22 protein-coding genes are annotated in these 24965 nt (G+C 62.6%); 8 read left to right on the top strand and 14 right to left on the bottom strand.

The annotated features are described in order from the left end of the window. Nucleotides 1-76 precede the first annotated feature (76 nt). From HV796_RS18610 to HV796_RS18630, 5 genes are all read left to right on the top strand, one after another. Nucleotides 77-1708: a methyl-accepting chemotaxis protein gene (locus tag HV796_RS18610; RefSeq protein WP_175227959.1), complete on the top strand. Its 1632-nt coding sequence runs from the start codon at nucleotides 77-79 to the stop codon at nucleotides 1706-1708. A 331-nt stretch (nucleotides 1709-2039) separates the two neighbouring features. Further along, nucleotides 2040-3416, top strand: coding sequence for an O-antigen ligase family protein (locus HV796_RS18615; RefSeq protein ID WP_175227960.1), 1377 nt, complete (start codon nucleotides 2040-2042; stop codon nucleotides 3414-3416). A 292-nt stretch (nucleotides 3417-3708) separates the two neighbouring features. After that, entirely contained in the window at nucleotides 3709-4008 is a 300-nt protein-coding gene (locus HV796_RS18620) for a DUF3331 domain-containing protein (RefSeq protein WP_217477933.1), read from the top strand. Nucleotides 4009-4216: 208 nt separating this feature from the next. After that, nucleotides 4217-4573 carry a BON domain-containing protein gene (locus tag HV796_RS18625; RefSeq protein WP_246355920.1) on the top strand — a complete coding sequence of 119 codons (357 nt, stop codon included), beginning with the start codon at nucleotides 4217-4219 and terminating at the stop codon, nucleotides 4571-4573. Between the two features lie 321 nt (nucleotides 4574-4894). Beyond that, nucleotides 4895-5377 carry a response regulator transcription factor gene (locus HV796_RS18630; protein ID WP_175227962.1) on the top strand — a complete coding sequence of 161 codons (483 nt, stop codon included), beginning with the start codon at nucleotides 4895-4897 and terminating at the stop codon, nucleotides 5375-5377. A gap of 19 nt (nucleotides 5378-5396) precedes the next feature. Here HV796_RS18630 and HV796_RS18635 read toward each other — a convergent pair whose 3' ends face one another. The 3 genes from HV796_RS18635 to HV796_RS18645 form a co-directional block, all read right to left on the bottom strand. After that, complete coding sequence (locus tag HV796_RS18635; protein ID WP_175227963.1) at nucleotides 5397-6074, bottom strand: response regulator transcription factor; 678 nt, start codon at nucleotides 6072-6074, stop codon at nucleotides 5397-5399. 154 nt (nucleotides 6075-6228) lie between these two features. Continuing rightward, nucleotides 6229-8124, bottom strand: coding sequence for an ATP-binding protein (locus tag HV796_RS18640; RefSeq protein ID WP_175227964.1), 1896 nt, complete (start codon nucleotides 8122-8124; stop codon nucleotides 6229-6231). Nucleotides 8125-8771: 647 nt separating this feature from the next. Continuing rightward, nucleotides 8772-8921, bottom strand: coding sequence for a DUF3563 family protein (locus HV796_RS18645; protein WP_377693960.1), 150 nt, complete (start codon nucleotides 8919-8921; stop codon nucleotides 8772-8774). A gap of 327 nt (nucleotides 8922-9248) precedes the next feature. On the opposite strand from HV796_RS18645, the gene HV796_RS18650 reads away from it, so the two are divergent. Both HV796_RS18650 and HV796_RS18655 read left to right on the top strand, forming a co-directional pair. Beyond that, nucleotides 9249-9644 (top strand): HPF/RaiA family ribosome-associated protein, encoded by a 396-nt coding sequence (locus HV796_RS18650; protein ID WP_175227966.1) that lies wholly within the window; start codon nucleotides 9249-9251, stop codon nucleotides 9642-9644. Between the two features lie 100 nt (nucleotides 9645-9744). Then, on the top strand, nucleotides 9745-10878 hold the full coding sequence (locus HV796_RS18655) for an FAD-dependent oxidoreductase (protein WP_281369795.1): 1134 nt from the start codon (nucleotides 9745-9747) through the stop codon (nucleotides 10876-10878). 120 nt (nucleotides 10879-10998) lie between these two features. Here HV796_RS18655 and HV796_RS18660 read toward each other — a convergent pair whose 3' ends face one another. From HV796_RS18660 to HV796_RS18690, 7 genes are all read right to left on the bottom strand, one after another. After that, entirely contained in the window at nucleotides 10999-13317 is a 2319-nt protein-coding gene (locus HV796_RS18660) for an FdhF/YdeP family oxidoreductase (protein ID WP_175227968.1), read from the bottom strand. A gap of 148 nt (nucleotides 13318-13465) precedes the next feature. Continuing rightward, nucleotides 13466-13726: a hypothetical protein gene (locus tag HV796_RS43390; RefSeq protein ID WP_217477934.1), complete on the bottom strand. Its 261-nt coding sequence runs from the start codon at nucleotides 13724-13726 to the stop codon at nucleotides 13466-13468. A 61-nt stretch (nucleotides 13727-13787) separates the two neighbouring features. Next, on the bottom strand, nucleotides 13788-14786 hold the full coding sequence (cydB, locus tag HV796_RS18670) for a cytochrome d ubiquinol oxidase subunit II (protein WP_175227969.1): 999 nt from the start codon (nucleotides 14784-14786) through the stop codon (nucleotides 13788-13790). A 128-nt stretch (nucleotides 14787-14914) separates the two neighbouring features. Beyond that, entirely contained in the window at nucleotides 14915-16309 is a 1395-nt protein-coding gene (locus HV796_RS18675) for a cytochrome ubiquinol oxidase subunit I (RefSeq protein ID WP_175227970.1), read from the bottom strand. Between the two features lie 289 nt (nucleotides 16310-16598). Next, nucleotides 16599-16925 carry an ArsR/SmtB family transcription factor gene (locus HV796_RS18680; protein ID WP_175227971.1) on the bottom strand — a complete coding sequence of 109 codons (327 nt, stop codon included), beginning with the start codon at nucleotides 16923-16925 and terminating at the stop codon, nucleotides 16599-16601. Nucleotides 16926-16990: 65 nt separating this feature from the next. Beyond that, a complete protein-coding gene (locus HV796_RS18685) occupies nucleotides 16991-17947 on the bottom strand; it encodes an AraC family transcriptional regulator (RefSeq protein ID WP_217477935.1) in 957 nt (318 codons plus the stop codon). Nucleotides 17948-18316: 369 nt separating this feature from the next. Then, complete coding sequence (locus HV796_RS18690; RefSeq protein WP_175227973.1) at nucleotides 18317-18814, bottom strand: DUF2165 family protein; 498 nt, start codon at nucleotides 18812-18814, stop codon at nucleotides 18317-18319. A 306-nt stretch (nucleotides 18815-19120) separates the two neighbouring features. On the opposite strand from HV796_RS18690, the gene HV796_RS18695 reads away from it, so the two are divergent. Beyond that, complete coding sequence (locus HV796_RS18695) at nucleotides 19121-20380, top strand: acyl-CoA dehydrogenase family protein (RefSeq protein WP_175227974.1); 1260 nt, start codon at nucleotides 19121-19123, stop codon at nucleotides 20378-20380. An 88-nt stretch (nucleotides 20381-20468) separates the two neighbouring features. Here the strand turns inward: HV796_RS18695 and galE are convergent, their stop codons facing one another. The 4 genes from galE to HV796_RS18715 all read right to left on the bottom strand — a co-directional run bounded on the left by galE (nucleotide 20469) and on the right by HV796_RS18715 (nucleotide 24921). Beyond that, nucleotides 20469-21491: a UDP-glucose 4-epimerase GalE gene (gene galE / locus HV796_RS18700; RefSeq protein ID WP_175227975.1), complete on the bottom strand. Its 1023-nt coding sequence runs from the start codon at nucleotides 21489-21491 to the stop codon at nucleotides 20469-20471. An 11-nt stretch (nucleotides 21492-21502) separates the two neighbouring features. Next, nucleotides 21503-22660 carry a glycosyltransferase family 4 protein gene (locus HV796_RS18705; protein WP_175227976.1) on the bottom strand — a complete coding sequence of 386 codons (1158 nt, stop codon included), beginning with the start codon at nucleotides 22658-22660 and terminating at the stop codon, nucleotides 21503-21505. A 66-nt stretch (nucleotides 22661-22726) separates the two neighbouring features. Beyond that, entirely contained in the window at nucleotides 22727-23515 is a 789-nt protein-coding gene (locus HV796_RS18710) for a glycosyltransferase (RefSeq protein WP_246355925.1), read from the bottom strand. A gap of 131 nt (nucleotides 23516-23646) precedes the next feature. Then, on the bottom strand, nucleotides 23647-24921 hold the full coding sequence (locus tag HV796_RS18715; RefSeq protein ID WP_175227978.1) for an oligosaccharide flippase family protein: 1275 nt from the start codon (nucleotides 24919-24921) through the stop codon (nucleotides 23647-23649). Between the last annotated feature and the right edge of the window lie 44 nt (nucleotides 24922-24965).

Genomic DNA, 24965 nt, shown 5'->3' on the forward strand with positions numbered 1-24965 from the left:
GCCGATGCGGCTGCGCTGCCGTTATGACGAGATCGGAGATTCCAATACACGTCCGCCACCATGATCCGGAGACCTCATGCTCAATAAGATAACAATCCGCGGGGGACTGACTTTCATCATCGTCCTGTTCGTCGCACTGCTGCTGACGGTGATCGGCGTCGGCTACGGCGCGCTGAAGGAGGTCAACGACGGCCTGCGCGACGCACAGCGCGGCTCGGTGTCGCTCGCGTCACTGAACGCGAGCTCGGAGAAGCTGCTGCAGGTGCGGCTCGCGCTCGGCAGCTACGAGACGCTCTTCAGCGTCGGCAAGGCGACCGAGGACATGCTCAGCGCCGCGCACAAGCTGCTCGCCGATTCGAACAATGACTTCAATGCCTATGCGGACGGCCCGTTCGGCAGCGATGCGGAGCGCGCGCTCGCGCAGGAGGCGGCGAAAGCGCGCGCGGCGCTGGTGGCCGACGCGCTCGAGCCCGAATACAAGGCGCTGGTCGAAAACGACTTCAACACGTTCCGCACGATTCAGGGCGAAACCGCGGACCGCTACTACGCGCCTTACGCGAAGGCGATCGAAGCGCTGCAACGCCTGCAGGCCGATAACCAGCGCGGTGACGCCGAAACGGCCGCGCGGCGTTTCCAGGTATCGGGATTCGCGTTCGGCGCGGTGGGTCTCGCGGCGATCGTGATCGGCGTGCTGGCGCGTGTGGCGATGTCGATTGCGCTGGTGCGACCGATCGAGCAGACGATCGCGCACTTTCGCAGTATCGCGGCCGGCGACCTGACGGTCGGCGTGGTGAGCCGTTCGCGCAACGAAATGGGCCAGCTATTGGCCGCGCTCGCGCAGATGCGCGACGGGCTCGCGAACACGGTCGCCGGCGTGCGCAGCGGTAGCCATGCGATCGCGCATGGGGTCACGGAAATTGCCGCGGGTAACCTCGACCTGTCGAATCGTACCGGGCAGCAGGCCGCCGCGCTGGAGCGCACTGCGGCGAGCATCGAGCAGATGTCGACCACGGTCAGGCAGAACGCGGATAACGCAAAAGAAGCGAGCCGGCTCGCGCAGGGCGCGTTAGAGACGGTGAGTCGCGGCGCCGATGTCGTGAATCGCGTGATCGACACGATGAACGGCATCACCGGCTCGTCGCGCAAGGTGACGGAAATCACTGGCGTGATTGAAGGCATCGCGTTTCAGACGAATATTCTCGCGCTGAATGCGGCGGTCGAGGCGGCGCGTGCGGGCGAAGAAGGGCGCGGCTTCTCGGTCGTCGCGGCCGAGGTGCGCACGCTTGCGCAACGCTCGGCGACCGCGGCGAAGGAGATCAAGGAACTGCTCGGGGAGTCGGCGGCGCAGGTCGAATTGGGTGCGTCGCTGGTTACGCAGGCGGGTGGCACGATGTCGGATGCGCGTCAGGCTGTTGAGCGGATGACCGGCATCATGGGCGAAATCGAGGGTGCCGCCGGCGCGCAAAGCGCGCGCATCGAGCAGGTGAATCATGAAATCGCGCAGATCGATCAGGTGACGCAGAACAATGCGGCGCTGGTCGAAGAGGCGGCTGCGGCGGCGCGCTCGCTTGAAGAACAGACGGATGCGTTGCGGCAGGCGGTGGCGGTGTTCAGGTTGGATGCGGGCAGCGGCGACTTCGTACGTGGAGACGCGCCGATTCGCGTCGCGACACCTAAGCCAATGGTCACGCCCGCGATGGCGGTGTGACGTGTATTGCCAAAGTCCCTTGGATTACCTTGCAAACGTGTAGTTAGCACAGCGCATCCGGATGAGCACTGGCCGACGGCAAACGCGGCCAGTGCTCATATCGCCTAGCCCACCTCCGCACGATCGTGCGCGCAGCCAACGAATTCGGGTAGCTCTGCCCGAAGAAGTCAATACCCCCGACACGCAACCGTCTTGCATATCCCGTAAAATCCACCCCCAACCGAAAACACTAGGAAAATCTGACATCGTGAACCTAAGGCTCAGGTCCTGGGTCGGGGAAGTCTTATCGGGCGTGTGCGCTGTTCTGCTATTCGTGATGATGTTCGATCACATGACGGCGATCAAATTCGCCGGTATCGGTCTGGTTGGCGCGATCATCCTCTTCCTCGTCGTTCAATCGCTGCTCTCCGCTCCGCAGGAGATCGGTTTCCCGTTGTCCGTGCCGCTTGGGCTGTGGGCAGCATGGGCGTTGCTCTCCGCTTTCTGGAGCGTCGACGCCGAAGCGACGTTGCATGCGTGGCTCGATGAGATCGCGTATCCGCTGGTGTGTTTTTATGCGTTCTGGCTACTCGGCCGCGAAGCAGTCTATCAACGCCGGATGCAAGCCGCGTCGTGGCTGGCGTGCGGCGCGCTTGCGGTCGCAAGCGTCGTCGGCTTTCATTTTCTTGACCCGGCCGCACCCAAGCCGGGCCTTCTGCACTTCTACGCACGGGTCGGCCACACGAGCACGGTCGCGCTGATGGCCATCTCCGTTTTTGCGGCGATGGCAGCGGTGCGCGCCACCCGGGCGATCGGCATCGTCGGCGTCCTCTTTTGCGTGGTGATCGGCGCGGCAACCCTCAACCGTTTCTTCTGGATCGCGCTTGCCGTCGTCGCGGTGGTCTTGCTCTGGCCACGTGCGGGCGTGTGGGCCGAGCGTCGCCGTGACTATCTGGTGCTCGGCACGCTGCTGGTCGCGGTGGCCTGCGCGACGGTGTTCAGCAACCGCGTGCGCCTGATGACCTTTGCTCCTACCGCTGCCGCCGCCACGCCAGGCCACATCATGCTGCCCACCGGCAACGGACAGCCCGCGCCGGACGCAACCGGCACCGAGTCCGCGCAATCTCCTCGCCACCCCAACACGGCGTCGTCCGCCGATCTGCTCGACCGCCTGCGCCGCCTGAGCCGCATCGACGTGATGACCTCCACCGACACACGCCCGAAGATCTGGGCGTTCTACATCAGCCAGTTGCACCACCATCCATGGCTTGGCGTCGGCTTCGGCAAGCCGCTGCCGTCCATCGCGTATGGAAAGCTGATTCCCGCGTCGCTGCTCAAGCTCGACGAGAACGCAAAAACGCACGCGCATAACCTGTTTCTGAATACGCTCCTGCAAACCGGCGTGGTTGGCCTCGCGTTGCAACTCGCGCTGTTCGCGAGCGTTGCATGGCGCTTTCTCGCACTACGCGCCACACGTCCGTTCCTTTGCCGGGCGGGTCTTGCGCTGCTGCTCGGCATGCTCGCGAAAAATATGACGGACGATTTCATGTGGCAGTCGACCGCGCTGATGTTCTGGGCATGCTGCGGTTGGCTGCTCGGGCAATGCGAAGCGGCATTCGCGCGGCGTGCGGACACCGGTGTACGCGACGCCGATCGTCCATTCGAGCGCGAACTGCGCGGCGTGCCGGTCGCCGCGCGTTCGACTCAGGAAGGCGAACTGACCGTTTAGCGATCGCCGTTATCCCAATCCCACATCCCGCCTAAACTTTCGTATCACCGTGGCACACGTTGGTGGAATGGCCGTCGGACGGACATCGCGTTAACGTAGCGGGACCGCCTGACAGACGTGGCCTTCGCGAAGCGCACCGCGCGAGGACCTCCACGAGCAACGATGGAGGGACCGCTCGATGCATGCGAAACACAGCCGGACCGATCCTTGGTCGCAGACGTTAGGTCTGCTCCACTCGCTGTCCCGAACGGCGGAAAGAACACGATACGACGCGGTTCCCGCAAGCCGTCACGTGCAACGACGCGTGACGGCGGCAGGTTGCGCGGCCGGCGAACGCGACGCGAAGATCAAGGTGCTCGAGCGGCCGACCAGCAGAACGGCCATCGTCACGTGGGGCGACGCCACCTCGTGCCATTACGGCGACCAGGTGTGGCGCATCGCGCGCGCATCGAGCGACGGCTTTTGCGCACTGAGCGGACAGCGGATCCATCGTGGCGACGTGGTCTATCGCCCTTCGCACTATCGGCTCGCGCCGGCCAACGCCGGCTCGATGATGCTCGCGGCGTGCGTGCTGGTTGCGCCGATCGAATGATAAAGCAGCACGAGGTTGAACCGGTAATCCTTGAAGTACATCGAAGCGGGACATGGTAATAAGCGCGCAAAACGCGCAAACGAAGCGGGTACAGGCTAGCGTTCTCGAAAAAAGAACCACGTGACAAGAAGCAATCGAAGATCAGCAGCAAAGAAACGGGCGTGTTCGACGCCCGCAGAAATCACCCTTGGCAACGATGGAGGTCCATGTGAACAAGCCGTTAAAGATGTTGGTCGGTACCAGTATTGCTCTGATGTTATCCGTTGGCTTTGAAGCCGTTCAGGCTCAGGACGACACCGCGGCGGCTTCCGCGCCCGCGGCGAAGCCGACCCACGAGCAGAAGTGGCACGCCGACCACAAGCTCGAAGCGCAAGTGCGTCATGCGCTGACGACGCATAAGGTCGAATCGTCCGATATCCGCGTCGTTGCGCGGCATGGCGTCGTCACGCTTGACGGGACCGTCGAGGATGAATCGATGATCCCGGTTGCGACGACCGCGGCGCAGAGCGTGGCAGGCGTCAAGTCGGTGAAGAACAACCTCACGAAGCACGAAGCAGGCAACTGATTTTGAGTGGCCTCCGGCCGGCGGCTTCTGTCGTTCTCCGCGACGACGTAAAGCCGACGGCTGGTTTTGCAGTCGGTCGTATTCGCTGCAGTGAAGCATCGATTCAATGACAAAAGTCGCGGCGATTCTCATTCACGACATGCACGCGGCCGCGCATTAATCGATCGGTTTATCGCTTTGCACAAGAAGCGCGTGATGATCGACTTTGCAGGATTATGTAATTGGAATAGCTTAACGATGGCTTAGCGCCGGAGGCCCGCTTGCACGGCGCCGCGCTCGTCTACGTAGCACCGCTAATAGGCGGCCGCGCTATACGTTTGTATGATTTGCGGGCCGCATCCCGCGATCTATTCTCTTGAAAGCAAAAGAGAAAATGGCACGGCCTGGATCCGTAAATTTGCGGAGTTATTTTCGAAACTCAGGGTCCGCCGCGTGGATACGTCCCACCTTGTTAGCATTGTCGATGACGACGACGCTGTCCGTCTCGCAACTGCAAGCCTCATTCGCTCATTCGGTTGGGATGTCAACGATTTTGCGTCCGCAGAGGCGTTCCTCAATTCCGGACGTGTCGACGAAACTTCGTTTCTGATTTCCGATATTCGTATGCCGGGTATGTCCGGCATTGAATTGCACGACTGCCTGTTAAAGCAAGGTTACGCGCCGCCCACCATTTTCATTACCGCCTTTCCCACCGCGTTTCTGCACGCGCAAACGCAGGCGCAAGGCGCATTGGCACTGCTGGAAAAACCGATCGACGCAAACGTCATCGCGCACTGGCTGACCACGGCGCTCGGTTCTCCGTAACGAAACCACAAGGCATGTGTCAGGATGCGCGTTCACCGTGCGTGCCGATACCGATCGCTTCGGCCTTCCTGACCAGATCGGCCACCGAGCGCGCTTCCATCTTCTTCATCACCTGGCCGCGGTGAATCTTCACGGTGATCTCGCTCAGTTTCATTTCCGCGGCGATCTGCTTGTTCATCAGGCCCACCACCACGTACTCCATCACCTGCTGTTCGCGCGGCGTCAACGTGTGGTAGCACGAGCGCACCGATGCGACCGCGTGTTCGGCGTCGATACGCTTCGCGTCTTGCGCAAGCGCATGGGCGACCGCATCGAGCATGTCCTGGTCTCGAAAGGGCTTCGTAAAGAAATCGAGCGCGCCGGCCTTCATTGCTTTCACCGACATCGCAATGTCGCCGTGTCCGGTCATGAACACGATCGGAATGCGCATGTCGGTCTTGGCCACTTCCTCCTGAAACGCAAGGCCGCTTTCGCCACGTAGCCGGACATCGAGCACGAGGCAGCTCGGCACCGTGGACTTCGGGTAATCGAGAAACGCGCGCGAAGACGCAAAGGTTTCGACGCGCAAGCCCACTGAGCGCAGCAACGCGCCAAGCGCGGTGCGCATTGCTTCGTCATCGTCGACCACATAGACCACTGACGGCGCCGCCTGCGCCGCCACGCCAGTCGAAGCCGAATTCAACTGCTGCGAATTCATGTGTCCCTCCAACTGCAGCGGTCGACCGTGAACGGTACACGAAGCCGCTGCCTGTTCAATAAATGATTATCGTTGCATGCAGTATAGATAGTAGTTGTTTCGCTTTTGCAGCGAAAGCAATACCGGCTGGAAAAAAAATTCCATGCGCCGCGGTTCACGCGGCTTCTTTTGCAAGCGGGGGCAACACGCACTGAAATGTTGCCCCGTGCGCTTCATTGTTGAACACCTTGATCTTTCCGCCGTGCGAATCGATGATCGAGCGGCAAATGGACAGTCCCATGCCCATCCCGTGCGGTTTCGTGCTGAAGAATGCATCGAACAGCCGCTCCGCGTGGTGCGGGTCGATGCCGGTGCCGCAGTCGCGCACCGTCAGCCGCACATTGCCGTCGGGCGTGAGGCCCGTTTCGATCGATAATTCGCGCGCCCAGCCGGTGACGCCGTCCATCGCCTGTATTCCGTTCATCACAAGATTGATCAGCACCTGCTGCAGTTGCACACGGTCGCCGAGTACCGGCGGCAGCAGCGGCGCGAGTCGCACGCGCAGCGGTACCTGGTGGCTCAGCACTTCGCGCTGCGTGAGCGAAATGACATCGTTGACCACATCGTTCAAACCGAGCGGCACTTTTTGCCCGGTATCCTTTCGTGCGAGCGTACGGATACGTCGCACGATTTCGGTCGCGCGACGGCCTTCGCCGACCATCCGCATGACGCCGGCGCGCACCTCGTCGGGCTCCGGCGGCTGACGCTCGAGCCAGCGCAGGCATGCCTCGCCACTTGTCACGATCGCCGCGAGCGGCTGGCCGACTTCGTGCGCGATCGACGCGGACAGCTCGCCCAGCGTGGTGACGCGCGTCACCCGCGCCAGTTCGGATTGCGCATGATGCAACTGCTGCTCCGCCTGTCTCGCCTCGGTCACGTCCATCACGGCGCCGGCATAGTGCAGCCGTTCCGGCTCGTCCTTCATCACGTGCGCGACCACGTGCAGGTATTTAATCGCGCCATCAGGCAACACCAGACGGAATTCGAAGTCGAAATCCTGCTTATGCGTCGACGCATCGCCGATCGTATTGCGAAACCGTTCGACATCTTCAGGATGCACGCGCTGCAGCACCAGTTCGAGCGTCGGCACCACGTGCGGGTCGAATTCGAAGATGCGGAAGGTCTGCTCGGACCAGACCACTTCGCCGCTCCATACGTTCCAGCCGAAGCTGCCCGTGCGGCTCAAGCGCTGCGCCTCGGCGAGATAGGTGGCCTGGCTGCGCCGCAGCGCCTGTTCGGCCTGCTTGCGCGCCGTGACGTCATTGCCGGTTTCCAGCGTCGCGAGCGCGCGTCCGTTGCCGTTGCGCTGCAATGACCAGCGGCTCGCTATCACGAGCTCGGTGCCGTCGCAGCGCGTATGAATCAGTTCGCCTTCCCAACGTCCGGTGCGCAGCAGCGTGTCGGTCGCATCGTCGAGCGAAACGGGGAAGCGCGTTTTCAATAGCGTATGGATGATCTTGCCGATCGCTTCGCGTTTTCGCCAGCCGTACATTTCTTCGGCGCCGAAATTCCAGAACAGGATCACCCCGTCCATATCGCGCACGATGACCGTGTCGTGCGTGAGATCGAGCAGACGCGCCTGCTCGATCTGCGTTTCGCCGAGCATGCGCACGTGCCGCACAAGCCCGGTAATCGCCAGCGACGCGATGCTGAACGTCAGCAACGCGGGGATGTCCTGTTTGTACTGGATATCGAAAGTCAGTGTCGGTTTGATGAAGAAGAAGTCGATATACAGCACGGCGACGATGCATAGCCCGATCGACATCGTGAAACTGCCCACCAGCGAGATCAGCACGATCGCGATCAGGAAAATCGATTCGGCAGCGACCGCGTCAAGGCCAAGTTTGTAGCAGACCAAACCGATCACACCGAGCGCGATGGTTCCACCGGCCCATCCAAGCGCCAGCCGGCGCAGAAAGTCAGACGGGTGGGCCAGGTCGGCGCGCATCCAGCGCGCCCATGCTTCCCACCAGCGGTGATCACGATGAGACGCTTGAAAGAGCGGGATCATGGTCTGCCGGTCACGGTCACAAAGATACTCGATCGTTGTCGATGCAAGAAGGGACCGCTGATGATCGTCAGGCCATAGGTCAGACCAGGGTTCGGCCGTGTCGCAGGCTGGCGACGCGTTGCTTTGAGACTGGCGGTCGTGTCGATGTTACGCCCCCACGCCGCCCGTTTATATCGCTATGGAAAAGTAACCTGTCGAAAACGAAAAACCGTGCGATTCCGTAACGGAATGGTCTGTTAAAAGCGCGGGGCAAGACAACCGATGACGCGTAGCGCCGATGGTTAGTCCCGCAGGTTGCCAAGATGCTGCGTGTTCAACTTGTGCGTCTCGAGTTCGAGCAGGCGCGCTTCGACATCGCACGGAGATCCGTCATCCGGCGCGTTGCGCGTGAAAACACGCCTGACGGAAATACATAAGCGTGCGAAAAGACCTACTGCCGGATCACTCGGCGAACGGATGTGGCGTTCCGATTGGCCGTCTCGTGTCGCGCGCGAACGGGTTTCGAAACCGACACGCAGTACCGCTGCGTCGGTGCGATCGGGACAGTGTGATAGCGACTCTTGTTTCATGGCGATCCTTAGTAAGACCAACGTTATTCTGCAGCGGCAAGCGCGGGCGTGAGATTCAGCCCGCGGCCCGCACGTCGCTCAGTACGGGTAGCCGTTGCGCTCGAGCGAGCGCATCCGCCGTTCGAGGTCGACGAGGTCCGATGCCTGTGCAAGATAGTCATGGCGGCGCCGATGTTCGGCACGTTCGATCCATTCGCCCAGCTTTTCGAGTAAATACGCAAACATCATGTTCTCCTATCACCCAGTGAGACTCGCGGCGCGGCGCAAGCGAGCGCTGCGATTCGGTCGACGCGCATCGGAAACGGTTATTGCGCATGGTCCGCGGAAGCGGAAACAGGCATGGCTCGTCGATGGAACGCATCGTAGAAGCCGAGAATGAGATGAAAGTGAGCACCGCATGCGCGCGTCGGGAGCGCGTACGAACCCGCGCCGGCGGGCCGTCATGCGTTACTTCGCAAGGACCGAACCGATCATCAGAAAAATTCGACTATTCCTGCCGTGCGTTGCCCCGTAGATTGACACCCGTCAGCGTACGAAACGGAACAGGAGATTGTGATGGAGATCAGCATTCAGACTTCAGGGCTGCACTTGTCGCGTACCGAATCGGACGCGCTTCGCGAACACGTGCATAAGCGGATCAAGGAAACGTTCGCGCGCATCGCGCGCCGCATTTCGCACGTCACCGTGCATCTCGAGGATGTCGACGGTCCGCGCGGCGGACATGCGATGCATTGCCTGATGAAGGTCGGCATTGGCGGCAGGACGGCCGCGCTAGCGCAAGGCCGCGACCGCAATCTGTTCGCGCTCGTCAACCGCGTCTCCGCGTGTGCGGCGGGCAACACGCTCAAGCGCCTGAAACGGCGCATCGATACCGCCGCGTTCAGAAGGAACAGCGAACTCGCGCAGAACGAGCGGACACGGAACGACGAGCCGGCGGAGCCCGCCGCCTGAACGCCAATCGAAACGGATTCATGCTCCTCACTTTCCCATCATTGTTGGCTTGTACGATGGGTTGCATCGGGCCAACTCGCCGTTCGAAAGGGGAATTGACGTGAAGTACGATTGTGTAATTGTCGGAGCAGGAATTCAGGGACTGTTGCTACTCGATCAGGCGCTAGCGCGCGGATTAAACGCATGTTGCATCGATCGGCTACCGCGCGTCGGCGATGGTCAGACGCTGCGTTCGCAGTTCTATCTCCATCGAGGTCACTTCTATGCCGAGCGTGAACTGATCAATCAGTTACACGACGCGTATCCGAAGTGGCGCGAACTGATGCGGCGCTTGCGCATCAACGTGCGTTCGACCGAGTCGTATGTCGGCTTTGTCGGCGATCCGAGCGCGTGGACCCGCGTATGGACGCTGTGCGATCTGCACCATGTGCCAGTGACCGCGTGTCCGCCGGCACTCGAAGGCAACCACCTCGCGCATATCTACCGCTTTTCGCACGCGATGTTCGATGGTCGGGAATTGCTCGCGAAGCTCGTACAACGCAACCGGGCCTTCCTGAAGTTCGGTACGATCGACGCGATTGACGAGGGTCACGACGGCTACCAGATGCGTGTGGGTGACAGCACGCTCGATACACATCACATTGTGCTGTGCGCGGGCGCGGGCACGCCGGAGCTGGTCGGCATGCTGCCGCACGTGCGTAAGACCGTGTCCGTGCAAACGCGCGCATGTCAGGTGCTGGCGATGCGCGGCCGTGTACCGGATGCGAGCATCGTGATTCCCGATGCGCAATTGTTTATCGCGCCGCAGTATGAAGCGGATGGTTCACCAGTCCTGCTCTATACGCATGGCGCGGACCCGCTGCTGGACAACGGCCGGCGCGCCGTGGTCGATCCGACCCGGTTGCATGCGCAACTGAATGCGCTGAAGTCGTTATTGCCGGGTCTGCATGCGGCGGCGAACGAACGCACGCTGTATCTCGCGCAAAAGACTGAAAGCGCGGCGATGAGCGGCGGCAAGCATCCTAATGGGCCTTACGTCGAGCGGATTGCCGATGGCGTCGTATGCGTGCTGCCCAACAAGCTGTCTCTCGCGATCAATGCCGCGGAAACCGCGCTATCGATGATCGAGCCCGAACAGGCGCCGCTGCATGCGGAGTCGCTGGTCGGGGTGCGGACCCATCTGCTTCGCGCGGCGGCGGAGATGCGCTTCATGAGCGAGGTGAGCCCTGTATAGGAACATCACCGGCCAGCGCGGCGGATGCAGCGATCAGACGTAGCGAGGCCGATGCCGCAGGCGGACCGCGGCCGTGACCGGCCGACGACCCGCCTGCGCTTGCGTTTCACCCATTACGCGTCACGACTGCGGGGCCCACGCACCCGAGACGATATTGCGCGCGGACTTGGCGATCCGCACCGGCACCGACTTGTACGACGGCGTGCGGCTGCGCTTATCGTACGCGTACAACGGCACGAGCGGATTGGCCTCCGGGTAGTACGCGCCACAGCAACCGTCGGGCAGTTGATACTCGATCACCTTCAGATTGCGCACGACCCGCTCGATACCATCGTTCGACAGCGACACGAGATCGACGAGGTCGCCCGGATGCAGATTGCGCTTCGCGATTTCCTGCGCGTTGACGAATACCACGTCGCGCTGGCCGAACACACCGCGATAGCGGTCCGACAGTGAATAGAGCGTCGTGTTGTACTGATCGTGGCTGCGCATCGTCGTGAGCCACAGCCCGTCGTCTTCGCCATGCCACGGGTCTTCATCGAGGCCTTCGAACACCGCGAAGTTCGCCTTGCCGGTCGCCGTCGCCCAGATCCTTTCGCGCGCGGTCGACCGCAAATGGAAGCCGCCGGGCACGCGAATACGGGCGTTGTACGCCTCGAACTGCGGGAAGACCTTTTCGATCGCGTCGCGAATGCTGTCATAGTCGGCCACAAGCGCTTCCCACGGCACCGTCGTTTTGTCGCCGAGCGTCGCACGCGCGATGCCGGCGACGATCGCAGGTTCGCTCATCAGATGCTCGGACGCCGGGTCGTTGATGCCCGCTGACGCATGCACCATCGACATCGAGTCTTCGACAGTGATCGACTGCGGCCCGGTCTCCTGAATGTCGACTTCCGTGCGTCCGAGGCACGGCAGAATCAGCGCTTCCTTCGCATGCACGAGATGGCTGCGGTTGAGCTTCGTCGCGATATGGACGGTCAGCGCGAGATTGCGCATCGCCTTTTGCAGCCGCGGCCAGTCGGGAATCGCCGTGGCGAAGTTGCCGCCCAGCGCGATGAACACCTTGCAGTCGCCGGACAACATCGCTTCGAGCGTCGCCACGACGTCGCGCCCGTGCTGCGGCGACGGCTTGAAGCCGAACGTCTGTTCGATGCGGTCGAGCCATTCCTGTGCGGGCTTCTCGGTGATGCCGACCGTGCGGTTACCCTGCACGTTGGAATGGCCGCGCACCGGGCACACGCCCGCGCCTGGCCGACCAATATTGCCGCGCATTAGCGCGAGGTTGGCCATTTGCTGGACGTTCTCGGTCCCGCGATGGTGCTGCGTGACCCCCATCCCATAGACGAGGATCACGTTCTTCGCTTCCATGTAAACGTTCGCGACCGCGGTGAGGTCGGAACGCCGCAGGCCGGAGTTGTGCTCGATCGCGTCCCAGCCTGTCTTGCGCAGATCGTCGACCAGCGCTTCAAAGCCGAGCGTATGAGCCTGAATGAAATCGACGTCGATTTTTCGCGGCTGGTTGTTCGCGATAGCGTCGTCGTCGGCTTCGACGATCGCTTTCATGATGCCTTTCAACGCGGCGACATCGCCGCCGACGCGCACCTGATACAGCGGATTGCTGATCGCGGTCCACGTTAGTGTGACCATCTCGATCGGGTTTTGCGGCGCCTGGAAGCGCTCGAGTGCGCGTTCGCGAAACGGGTTGAACGAAATGATGCGAGCGCCGCGTCGCGCTGCGTCGTGCAGGCTCGTCATCATCCGCGGACTGTTCGTGCCCGGGTTTTGTCCGAAGATGAAGATCGCATCCGCGTGATCGAAGTCCTCGAGCAGCACAGTGCCCTTACCGACGCCGATCGACTCGGGCAAGCCGACGCTGGTCGCCTCATGGCACATATTCGAGCAATCGGGAAAGTTGCCGCTGCCGTATTCACGCGCGAACAGCTGATAGAGAAACGCCGCTTCGTTCGATGCGCGGCCCGACGTATAGAAGTCGGCCTGGTTCGGCGAGTCGAGCGCGTTCAGATGCGCGGCGATCAGCGCGAACGCGTTGTCCCACGAGATCGACACATAACGGTCGGACGCCGCGTCATACATCATCGGGTGGGTGAGACGGCCGACCATCTCGAGGTCGAAGTCTTCCCACGCGCTGAGCTCGGTCACGGTATGGTTCGCGAAGAACTCGGGCGTGCAGCGCGCGGAGGTCGCTTCCCACGCGACCGCTTTCGCCCCGTTTTCGCAGAACTCGAACGACGACGTGTGTTTCGGATCGGGCCACGCACAGCCCGGGCAGTCGAAGCCTTCCGGCTGGTTCATCCGCAGCAGCGTGCGTGCCCCGAATACGGGAATGCCCTGTTCGGCCAGCGCCTTGCCCGTCGCCTTTAGCGCGCCCCAGCCGCCGGCCGGTTCGCGATAGACGCGAATCGATTTCCTTTCTGCCATGGTGCCCCCTTCCTACGTGTCGGGATTAAGAGAAGCAATGTTATGCAGAGGCGCTGCGCGCCTCTTTCGAGATTGCCAATGGATTTTCGAAACACACGTACGCCTGCATGCGACCCGGACGTGACGGTGCGAGAGGCGGCGACGCCGGTCAGCGGTGCACCGCCCACTGCACGAGCAGGTGGAATGGCAGCACGAAGAGAAAAGTTGCGCCAAAACCCGCGCACCACAGAATGACGAGCCACATGATCTGGTTCGCCAGCGTGCGCGGCCGGGCCGCGGGTCGTGCGGGGCGCGGGGGGCGTCGTTGTGCAGGCTGAATTGCAAGCTGCATGGCCGCCTGCCTGACGAACGCTTCCACCGGTTGTTCCGCAGTGTGTTTGACGGATGGGTCAATGATAGATTCCGGCATGATCGATCTCCTTCGGCGCGTGTTGCGGTCGTCACCTTGCAGTGCGAAATGATTGCGTCGGCTACTCGTAACGTGCGCCGGGTTCGACCTTGCCGCGAAATACCCAGTAACCTGCCGTGGTATACGCGGTGATGATCGGAATAATGATGACTGCGCCCACTAACGTGAACACCTGACTCGAGCGCGGCGCGGCCGCATCGGCGAGTGTGATCGTGTTCGGAATCGCGTAGGGCCAGATGCTGACGAGCAAGCCGATGTAGCCGAGCAGCACCAGCGTGAGCGCGAGGATGAACGGCATGCCGTCGCTGCGCCGTTTCACCGCCCGATACATCAAGGCCGCGACGATCAGCACGAGCGCTGGCACCGGATAGAGCCGGTAGCGAAACGGCGACTCAAACCAGCGCGCGGCGATATGCGGGTCGGTGAGCGGCGTCCAGATCGACACTGCGGCGATAAAGCCGAGCAGCACCAGCGTGAGCGGGCCGATCAGGTCGTGCATCCGGCTTTGCAGATCGCCGCTCGTCTTCAGCACGAGAAACCCGCAGCCGAGCAGCGCATAAGTGATCATGAGCCCCATGCCGGCCAGGAAGCCGAATGGGGTGACCCAGAAAAACGGATCGCCGGAGAACACACCGTTGGTGGTTGGAATGCCGTGCAGATAGGCACCCAGAATCATGCCCTGAAAGAACGCCGCGCCGGCCGAGCCGCCGACAAACGAGAGGTTCCACAGGTTTTTGGTGCGCGTCGCCTTGCCGCGGATCTCGAACGACACGCCGCGAAAGATCAGGCAGATCAGCATAAAGATGATCGGCAGATAAAGCGCCGACAGCACGATCGAGTAGACCGCTGGAAACACCGCGAGCAACGCGGCGCCGCCTAGCACGAGCCAGGTCTCGTTGCCGTCCCAGACGGGCGCGATCGTGTGCATCATCATGTCGCGTTCGCCTTCGTCCGGGAAGAACGGAAAGATGATGCCGATGCCGAGATCGAAGCCGTCGAGTGCGACGTACATGAAAATGCCGAGCGCAATGATTGCGGCCCATATCGTGGTGATGACCATGCGACCCTCCGTGCGTGGCGTTGGTGCTTCGTTGGTACGCAGCGGGCGAAACCGCGACTGCGCTGCAGTGTGTTTCGTCAGTGATTCGTTAAAAGACCGAGGGCGGTTCGATCGCTCGAAGCGCGCTGCTATTCGGCCACGGCAAGCGGCCGTCGGCCGGTTGCCGGGTCGTCGCGCGACTGCGCGGCGGACGCCGGCGTGCGTTCGTCGCCGGCCTGCGGGCCGATGCGGATCAGCTTCAGGATGTAGAAAGCGCCGGTGCCGAACACGAGGAAGTAAACGATCACGAAGATCAGCAGCGAGATGCCGGCCGCCTGCGGTGTAATGGGTGACAGCGCGTCCGATGTGCGCAGTTGCCCATACACCACCCACGGCTGACGCCCGACCTCGGTCGTGATCCAGCCGGCAATCAGCGAGACGAAACCGGCCGGCCCCATCAGCACGGTCAGCCAGTTGAACCAGCGGGTTTCGAACAGGCGCCCGCCGCGCCGCAGCGCGGCGCCGATCAGCGCGGTGAAGATCATCAGGAAGCCGAGGCCCGCCATGATGCGGAAGGTCCAGAAGATAATCGACGAGTTGGGCCGGTCTTCCTTCGGAAACTCCTTGAGGCCCTTGATTTCGCCATCCCACGAGTGGGTCAGGATCAGGCTGCCCAGGTGCGGAATCTGGATCGCATAGCGCGTCACTTCCGCGTTCATATCGGGAAAGCCGATCAGGTTCAGCGCCGTGCCGCCGTGCTCGGTTTCCCACAGGCCTTCGATCGCGGCGATCTTCGCCGGCTGGTACTTGCGCGTGTTCAGACCGTGCTGGTCGCCGACCACCGCCTGGATTGGCGCGAGAACCAGCAGCAGCCACAGCGCCATCGAATAGGTGGTCTTGACCGCCGCATCGCGCCGGCCCTTCAGCAGATGCCAGCCGCCCGTCGCCGCCACCACCAGCGCCGCGACAATAAACGCGGCAATCGCCATATGCGCGAGGCGATATGGGAACGACGGATTAAAGATCACCTTGAACCAGTCGACCGGCACCACGTGCCCGTTCTCGATGATGAAACCCTGCGGCGTCTGCATCCAGCTATTCGACGCCAGAATCCAGAACGTCGACATCAGTGTGCCGAGCGCGACCAGCAGTGTCGCGCCGAAGTGCAGTTTCGGTCCGACCTTTTCCCAGCCAAACAGCATGACGCCGAGAAAGCCGGCTTCGAGAAAGAACGCGGTCATCACTTCATAGGTGAGCAGCGGTCCGGAGATGGGGCCGGCGAAGCGCGCGAAGCCGGACCAGTTGGTGCCGAACTGATAGGCCATCACCACGCCGGACACCACGCCCATACCGAAACCGATCGCGAAGATCTTCGCCCAGTAGTGGCACAGTTCCTTGTAATGCGGCTTACCCGTTTTCAGCCAGGCGAATTCGAGGACGGCGAGAAAGCTTGCGAGGCCGATGCTCAGTGCCGGGAAGATGATATGCACCGCAACCGTGAACCCAAACTGAATACGGGAAAGTTCAAGTGCGCTCGGATCCATTGTCGTCCCTCGCTTGTGTGGTTGCTTCGTGAAGACAGGATACGCGGCGACGCTCGTATGAGCGCGTCGTCGGCAGGTGCGTTTCGCCCGGTTCTACGCAAGATATATGCGCAACCCGGGCGATGGAAGTCTACGGGCGTAGTGCGCGGCTAAACGAAGGTTTAGGGTACATCCGTTCGCGCGCCGACGCTGTTCCGCGTGTGTCCGCGCCTATCAAGGCGGGCGCGCGGGAGCAGGGATGATGAATCAGGTTGGGTCCCGCGCGAACGGCGGCAGTCCGAAGCGTGCGTTATAGAAAATTTTCGGACTTCAGCGCAACGGGCCCGCACGCTTGTCCGGCGCAGCAGCGTCCCATCAGGTACACAAGCAGCGCGTTGATCTCGTCGTAGCGCGCCACATAGATCACCGAGCGGCCGTGCCGATGGCGCGACACCAGTTTCGCGTCGAGCAGACGCCGCAGATGCGGTGAAAGCGAAGGGACGGGGGTGTCGATGAACGCCGCAAGCTTGTCGATAGACAAGCCCGCCGGCCCGAATTGGACGAGTGTCCGGAAAACCGTGAGCCGCGACTCTTGCGCGAGCGCATCGAGCGCGATAAGGGCGTCGGTGGATTCCATCAGTGTGAGCGGCTATGGCGCCCGTGGTATGCGCCGCTGCGCGGTCGCGGTGGTTTGACTGTGCGTTATGTGCAGGAAGCCGGTGCGTCGGGGTCGTTTTCGCCTTTGCTTTCGTTTTCGCTTTCACTTTCGCCGGCCTTGCCCGTCGCGTCGTGTGCGCGGCGCGCGTACGTCAACGGTGCGACGCCGTATTCTTCCTTGAATGCGCGGCTGAAATTCGATGCGTTCGAGAAGCCGCAACGGAAGGCGATTTCCTTCGACATCACGCGATCCACCGGTGTCTCGGCGAGCAGTCGCGCCGCATGCGAAAGGCGCACCGACCATACATAGCGCATCGGCGAGCGTCCTTCGGACCGAAACACGCGGCTCAAATAATTGGCGGAGACATTCAGTTCCTCGGCGATCTTCGCGACAGTCAGATCGGGGTCGCCGATCGAGCGCGCGATAACCTGCCGCGCGCGCAACGCGAGCGCGGCGGCGGAGCGAGCCTGCGTCTGACTCGGCGCATCGCCGATCACGATGTCGAAGCATTCGAGGCATTGGTCGCCCAGACGATCGAGCAGTTTGGTGCTGATCGCGTACGCGTGCCGCGCGGTGAATGACACATAGTCGCGTACCGCGGCGACGTCGGGCGACTTCAGGTCGGGGAAATACAGATCGTTCAACGTATAGCGAATGCCACGGTCGCGCAGCGATTGCTTCGGGATGCGAAGGGAGATAATGCGCGTCGGCTCCCGATATTGATCGTGGAATGCTCGTGCCGGGTCGACCAGTACAATCCCGCCCGCGTCGATGCGATGCGTGTTGCCGTTCTGTTCGATTGTCATCGAGCCACTTTCCACCTGCTTGAGCAGCATATATTCGCCAAGCCACACCGGCGTGCGCTGCATCACCGGCGACAGCCGTAGCCACGCCAGTTCGGCATCGGTGAGCTTTAACGGGCCTGCCCGCCATTGCGTGAAGATTGAGTGACCGGCCCGCGTGGTATCGAGCCTGCAATCCAGACCGAATCGGTTTGCCATCTCCTCGGTCCATTGACGGCGGCTGGAGAGGTTGCCGCCGGCGCTCGTATAGCTGATTGTCTGCATGGTCGGACTGGGATTGAGTCTCTGTCGTCGCGTTTAGCGCCCGCCGGTCGACGGGCGCCGCTGTTCGATGAAAAACACGTTGTGCTTACACTTTATTCCGTGCAGCTAACGCGACGAACTACCATGAACAGCGTGAATGCCAGTTGCAGAACATCAGTTGCGCAGCACAGTCAAGTCATCTGGCAGGGCGGTCTATCGGGTGAGCGTATGGACAATGTGTCGGCGCACGCGTTACATACGATAAATGGCGCTGCGCCGGCCGCGAAGGGCCGCGATGAATTGGCATTCCGAACCGAGCGGCGATTAACTCAAAAGATCCTCATCGCGCTGATTGACGAAGACCAGCACGCCAGTAATAGCGACATAGAAACGGAACGCCGCTTGCTGGCCGTTCCATATCTTCGACTGCCACATCGCGAACCATTCGCCGCCGATCACCATAAAGCCGAAGAACCAGACGAGGAATCCCACCGCGAAGCCCGCGACCACGCAGCCTTTCGCGTGGTTGAACCGCGCGCCGCTCGCATGACGCTTGCGCCACAGCACGACTGAACCGGCGACGAGCAGCAGGCACGTCATGAATTCGCCGGCGATGATCAACCCGTAGCTCAGTTGCCACCACACCGGATTGGTCGTCGCCCGGTCAAGCAGCGCGTTGTGTGCAAAGGTGGTGTCCATGCTCAGCACGTGCTGGACGAACCTGTAGTTCGAGCCGTAGTCGGCAAGGTTGTCGAAGGTGACGACGCCTGCGAATGCGGCGAGCATCGCGGTCATCATGATTTTGGCGAGGCGAATAGTCATCGGGTTCACGTGCTGATTGGCTATCCCTCTGGAACAGTTCACGCACGGCGCTATTCCGCATCGCCTCCGTAAAGCTCCCCGCATGGGCCCGCATTGCCCATTTACCTGTCGCGAGGAGCGATTCGCCGATAGGGAAAAGCAGGAATATTGGCCGGCCTCGGGCGTTAAGTGAAAACAGGCGGAAGACCTACGCAAAATGGATGGCGCCGCCTGCCGCGCTTATTGCGCGTTTTGGCCTCGATTTGGCCCAATTTGCACGCTTTGCCCGGGTCTCCGACGGCAGGGCGGCTCCCATCAGGAGTCAGCATGAGTACGATTGACACGGCGAAGCCGGCAACGGCCGCGCAAGCGGCCCATGTGGCCGGATCCGCCGGCAACAGCAGCCATGACGTCGTCGCCGCCGCGGCGGCGCTCGTTCCCGCATTGCGCGCGCGTGCAGCGGAGACGGACGCGCTGTCGAAGCTGCCCGACGCGACGATCGCCGATCTGCAGAAGGCACGCCTGTTCGATATGGTCCGTCCGCAGATGTACGGCGGCCTGCAGGTCTCTTACGAAACCTATCTCGACGCGTTGATCGAAGTTGCGCGGGGCGATGGCGCGACCGCGTGGACGCTGGGGCTCATCTCGACGGGCATGTGGCTCGTCGCCGTGTCGTACCCGAAGCACGTGGCCGACCAGGTGTTCGGACAAAACCCGAACGTGCGCATCTGCGGCGCGCTCGGGCCGCGCAAGGCGAAGACCCGGCGCGTGGCCGGCGGTTACGTGATCGAAGACGGCCTGTGGATGTACAACACCGGCGTTTACCACTCGCAATGGGATCAGCTCGGCATCCCGCTGGTCGACGACGCGGGCACGGTGATCGGCCGCGGCGCTGCGCTGCTGCCGGTATCCGAGATCACGCTGCTCAACGATTGGGACACGATCGGCCTGCGCGGTAGCGGCAGCACGAGCGTGACCGTGAAGGACGTGTTCGTGCCCGACGAGCGGATCGTGTCGATGAGCCGCACGGTGCAGGACGATTACGCGGCCACGCATCTGACCGATATGCTGCCTTACCGGATGCCGATGGTGCCGACGCTGGCGATTCGGCTCGTCTGCTCGATGGTGGGCATGGCCAGGGCGGCGGTCGAGCTCTTTATGGAAAAGATCGGCACGCGCGGCATCGCGTTTACGATCTACGAAAAGCAGGACGACGCGACGGTCACCCATCTGCGGATCGGCGAGGCAACCGCAAAAATCGATGCGGCCGAATCGATCCTCCGGCAAGCGATTCGGATCCTGGAAACGAGCACGGAACGACGCGAGAAGATGAGCGCGCAACAGCGCGCACGCATCTGGCGCGATGCCGGCTTTGCGAGCCGGCTGATCTGGGAGGGCGTGGATCAGCTCGCGGGCGCGTCGGGGACCGCGTTTATCAATCGCAACGCGCCGATGAGCCGGATCTGGCATGACGTGCGCGTCGCGTACATGCACGGCGGCATCTACATCGACACGTGCTACGAGGTCTACGGACGCGTGGCGGCGGGTAAGTCGTCAGTCAGCTTCATGCTGCCGGAACAGGGCTGATCGCTGAGCCGACCAACCCGTGCGCGGAGTGCGCGGCATCATCGGAGCCGCGCACTCCGCGCACTCCGCGCACTCCGCGCGACGGGCGTTACGCGAACCCGTTCGGGTTGCGTTCCTGCCAGCGCCAGTGGTCGACGCACATCCGCTCGATGCCATGCTGCGCGCGCCAGCCGAGCAGGCGCTCGGCGGCCGCCGGGTTCGCAAAACACTGCGCGATATCGCCGGGCCGCCGCGCGACAATCTCATACGGCACTGGCCGTCCCGACGCCTTTTCGAACGAGCGCACCACGTCGAGCACGCTGTAGCCTTGGCCCGTGCCCAGATTCACGACAAAGCTCTGATCGTGTTTCGCAAGCGCATCGAGCGCCTTGATATGCCCTTGCGCCAGATCGACGACGTGAATGTAGTCGCGCACGCCCGTGCCGTCCGGCGTGTCATAGTCGCCGCCGAACACATTGAGCTTGTCGCGCTTGCCGACCGCCACTTGCGCGACATAGGGCATCAGATTATTTGGAATGCCGCCGGGCGCCTCGCCGATCAGGCCGCTCTCATGCGCGCCGACCGGGTTGAAATAGCGCAGCGTCGCGATGCGCCACGATGGGTCCGACACTTCAACGTCGCGCAGGACCTGCTCGGCGATCAGCTTCGACTGGCCATACGGGTTCGTCGCGGAAAGCGGGAACGACTCGTCGATCGGCGAGCTTTGCGGCACGCCGTATACCGTGGCCGACGAGCTGAATACGATCTGCTTCACATTGCGCCTGCGCATCACGTCGAGCAGGGTGAGCAGGCTGCCGATATTGTTCTGGTAATACTCGATTGGCTTCGCGACCGATTCGCCGACGGCCTTCAACGCGGCGAAGTGGATTGCACCGGTGATCGGATGACGCTCGAAAATACGCTCGAGGGCTGCGGCATCGCGCACGTCGTCGTCGTAAAACGCGACCCGCTTGCCGGTAATCTGCTCGACACGTTCGAGCGATTGGCGATTGCTGTTCACGAGGTTGTCGATCACGACGACGTCGTAGCCGTCGTCGAGCAACGCCACACAGGTGTGCGAACCGATATAGCCCGCGCCGCCCGTTACCAGAATCGTGCCCTTTATCGCCATGCTTTGCTCCGTTAAAGTGAAACGCCCGTCAGGTTGTTCAGCAGGTCTTTATAGCGTTCGATGACGAGCCGCTCATCGAACTCGGACGCGACTTTCTGTCGGCCGCGTTCGCCCATTGCACGCCGTTCGGCGTCGCTCATGTCGAGCATCCGCGCGAGCTGTCCGGCAAGACTGTTCACACTACGCGCGTCACATAACAAGCCGTTGACACCGTGCTCGACCACTTCACGGCAGCCGGGCACGTCGGTCGCGACAATCGGCCGGCTCATCGCGGCCGCTTCCATCAGCGTGCGCGGCACGCCTTCGCGATACGATGGCAGGACGACGCAATCGGCGGCGGCGATCACCGGCCGCACGTCATACGCTTCGCCGAGATAGTCGACGATGCCTTCCTGTTGCCACGCGTCGACGTCGGCGCGCGACAGCGCGCTCGGATTATCGACCCCCAGCGGCCCGAGCAGCTGGAAGCGCGCAAGCGGGTATCGCTCGCGCAACTGCCGTGCCGCTTCGACATATTCGCCGATACCTTTATCCCACAACAGCCGGCCGATCAGTACGAAAACGAACTCAGCACGCGACGCACGCTCGGGCAGCGGCACCGGCGCGAACTGCACGAGATCGACGCCTTCGCCATGCAGCAACCGCGCCCGCTCAGGATAGACCAGCAGATTCTGCTCGATGAACGCCGCTTCGTCATCGCGATTCAAAAACCAGATTTCGCGCGGAAAGCGGAATGCAAAGCGGTAGAGGCGCTTGGCGACCTCCGCGGCGCGGCTTTTCTGGATGAAAACATAACCGAGACCGGTCGTCACGGCCACCGACGCGACACCCGCGAGCCGCGCCGCAACCGATCCATAGATGTTCGGTTTGATCGTGTAGTGAAACACGACGTGCGGTCGGATCGACCGGTACAGCCGGACGAGCTGCCACATCGTGTGGAGGTCGGCGAGCGGGTTAGTGCCTTTCGATGCGACCCCGAGCTCGATGAAACGGCATCCCATGCGCACGAGCAACTCAGTGGTGCGGTCGCGCGGCGCGATCACCGTCACCTGAACTCCGCGCTCGACCAGCGTGCGGATCAGCCCCTGCCGATACGTATAGATCGCAAACGACGTATTGCAGACGAGGATGACGCGAAGGTCGGCGGGGCGCTCGATGCGTGGCTTCATGAAGTCGCGGGTCGGCAGACGTGGAAAGGTTGAGTGAGCAACCAGATGACAAGGGCCGTGTGGGCGTTAACCGCCTGCGCGGGGCTGTGGGTCGCGGGCAAAGACAACGCGCTTGATTCGCCGTAGCGCGCCGTATGGTGTCACGAAATGCAGCAGGTTTTTCGCGAGGCCGAGCCAGTCGTACGGATTCGCGGCGTTGAAATAATGCAGTTGCAGCCGCAGCGTCGATGCGATCTGGCGGCGGCGCTTCGTCGCGCTGATGCCGCTTTCGTTCAGCTCGTAGTAAAGACCGAGCTCGGGCAGGTTCGCGCAGTCGTAGCGCTCCATCAGACGCAGAAACAGATCGAGGTCCTCGGCGGAACGGTATGCGACGCGGTAGTTGCCGACCGCGAGCACCGCATCGATGCGCAGCATCATCGAAGGGTGCACGAAGCATGCGCGCAGAAAACGGATGCGGCGGATCGCGTGCGGCTCGGCGGGCGGCGCGAGCATAAAGAGCGGCGTGCCGTCGAGCGCGACGACTTGCGCCCACATGCCGAGCGCGGCCACGTGCGGATGGGCTTCCAGATAGGCGCGCTGCTTCGCGAGCCGTTGCGGGACGGTCAGGTCGCCGGCATCGATTCGTGCCGCATAGCGGAAGCCGCGCGCGGCAAGCGCTTCGATGCCCGCTTGCAGCGCGCGCTCGATGCCGCCGTTTTGCGGCATCCGCACAATCTCGACCGACAGGTTCGGCAGCGACGGCGCGACGAGCGGCGGCGTACTGCCGTCGTCGACGATCAGCACGTGCACCGGCGCGCTTTCGCTGAACGATGCGAGCGTGCGCTCGACATCGGCCTGGCCATTGTAGGCAGGCATCAGTACCGCGACATCGGCAAGCGAAGCGCCGTGCGGCGCAGCCGAACCGTTCGGCGCGGCGGCCTCAGGCGGGTGCTGAGGGGCGTGCGGCGGGGCGGGGTGCGGCGCGCGTGCCGATGCGGACGAAGACTTCATGAGCCCAGTTTCAAGCGGATGTAATAAAGATTGACCGATGCCGCCGCCAGATACCCGGCCGCAAGGCCGATCAGCGCACCGTACGCACCGGCACGCGGTATCGCGAACAGATTGACCCCGAACGCGACGGCAAGCGCGAGCAGCCATTTCGACAGCAACACGAACTTCGCCTGATATTTCAGCACGACGAGATTACCGATCGCCTCGATGCCGGCCGGTATGGATAGCCACACGGCCCAGCGAAAAATGCCGATTGCGCCTTCATAAGCCGGCCCGAACACGTGGCGGATGATGAAGCCCGCGAGCAGGTCGAGCACCAGTGCGCCGCCCGCCATCACCGCGAAGGTCAGCGCGGCGAGGCGCCACATATTGCGGCGCAGCCGCGTGGCGTCGTCGACGCGGTAGACAAACGCGGGTGCAATGGTTTGCGCAAGCATCAGCGCGAGCGTGATCCAGTTTTCGTTCAACTGCTGCGCCGCCGAATAGCGGCCGAGGTCTGCAAACGAAATTGCGCGCTCGAGCATCAGGCGGTCCAGCTTCAGGAATAGGTACATGCAAATCAGCCCGATCCAGAAGACCGTGCCGGCGCTCGCGAAATGGCGCACCAGCGGCCGCTCGACGTGCCAGCCGAGCGTGCCGCCGTGGCGCTTCATGTAATAGACGACCAGCACCGCGCCGATCGCCGCCGCTTCGAGCGCCCACAGCCAGCCGAAGCTGCCCGCGGGAGCGGCCGCCCGCACCAGCAGCCAGACCAGCACGGCCTTGAGCACCGCGGTCGTCATGCTGGTCAGCAACTGCGGCTTGCTGTACGTCATGCTTTGCAGCCACGCGTTGATCACGCCGACGACCGGCTCGCGAAACAGCATCGTCACCGCGAGGCCGGCGAGCATCGTGCCGACCAGCGGATCGGTGAAGTGCACGGTGCGGTTCGCCGCAATGGCCGCCCATGTGACGAGTAGCGCGGCCACGGAGACGCTTAGCCGCAGCGCGAACGCACTGCCGAGCACCGTGCCGAGTTCGGCGGCCGGGCGGCGCACGATGGTCGGCACGAGAATCTCGGCGCCGCACACCCAGGTGAGCGGCGCGAGCACGAGCAGCAGCGTATTCGCGTACTGCCATTTGCCGAACACATCGGGCCCGAAGTAGCGCGCGAGCAGGCCGCTGATCGCGATCGCGACAGCGATCTGCGTGAGCCGCTCAAGCCCGAGCCAGACAATATTCGCGAAGGCGCGCGTGACGTCCGGATTCGTGTAGCGCTTCCACGTCAGCATCCGGCGCCCGCCTGTGCGCGGCACGCTGCCGCTTGCGCGATGCG

Origin of the sequence: Paraburkholderia humisilvae (assembly GCF_902859855.1) — a bacterium.
GTDB lineage: Bacteria > Pseudomonadota > Gammaproteobacteria > Burkholderiales > Burkholderiaceae > Paraburkholderia > Paraburkholderia humisilvae.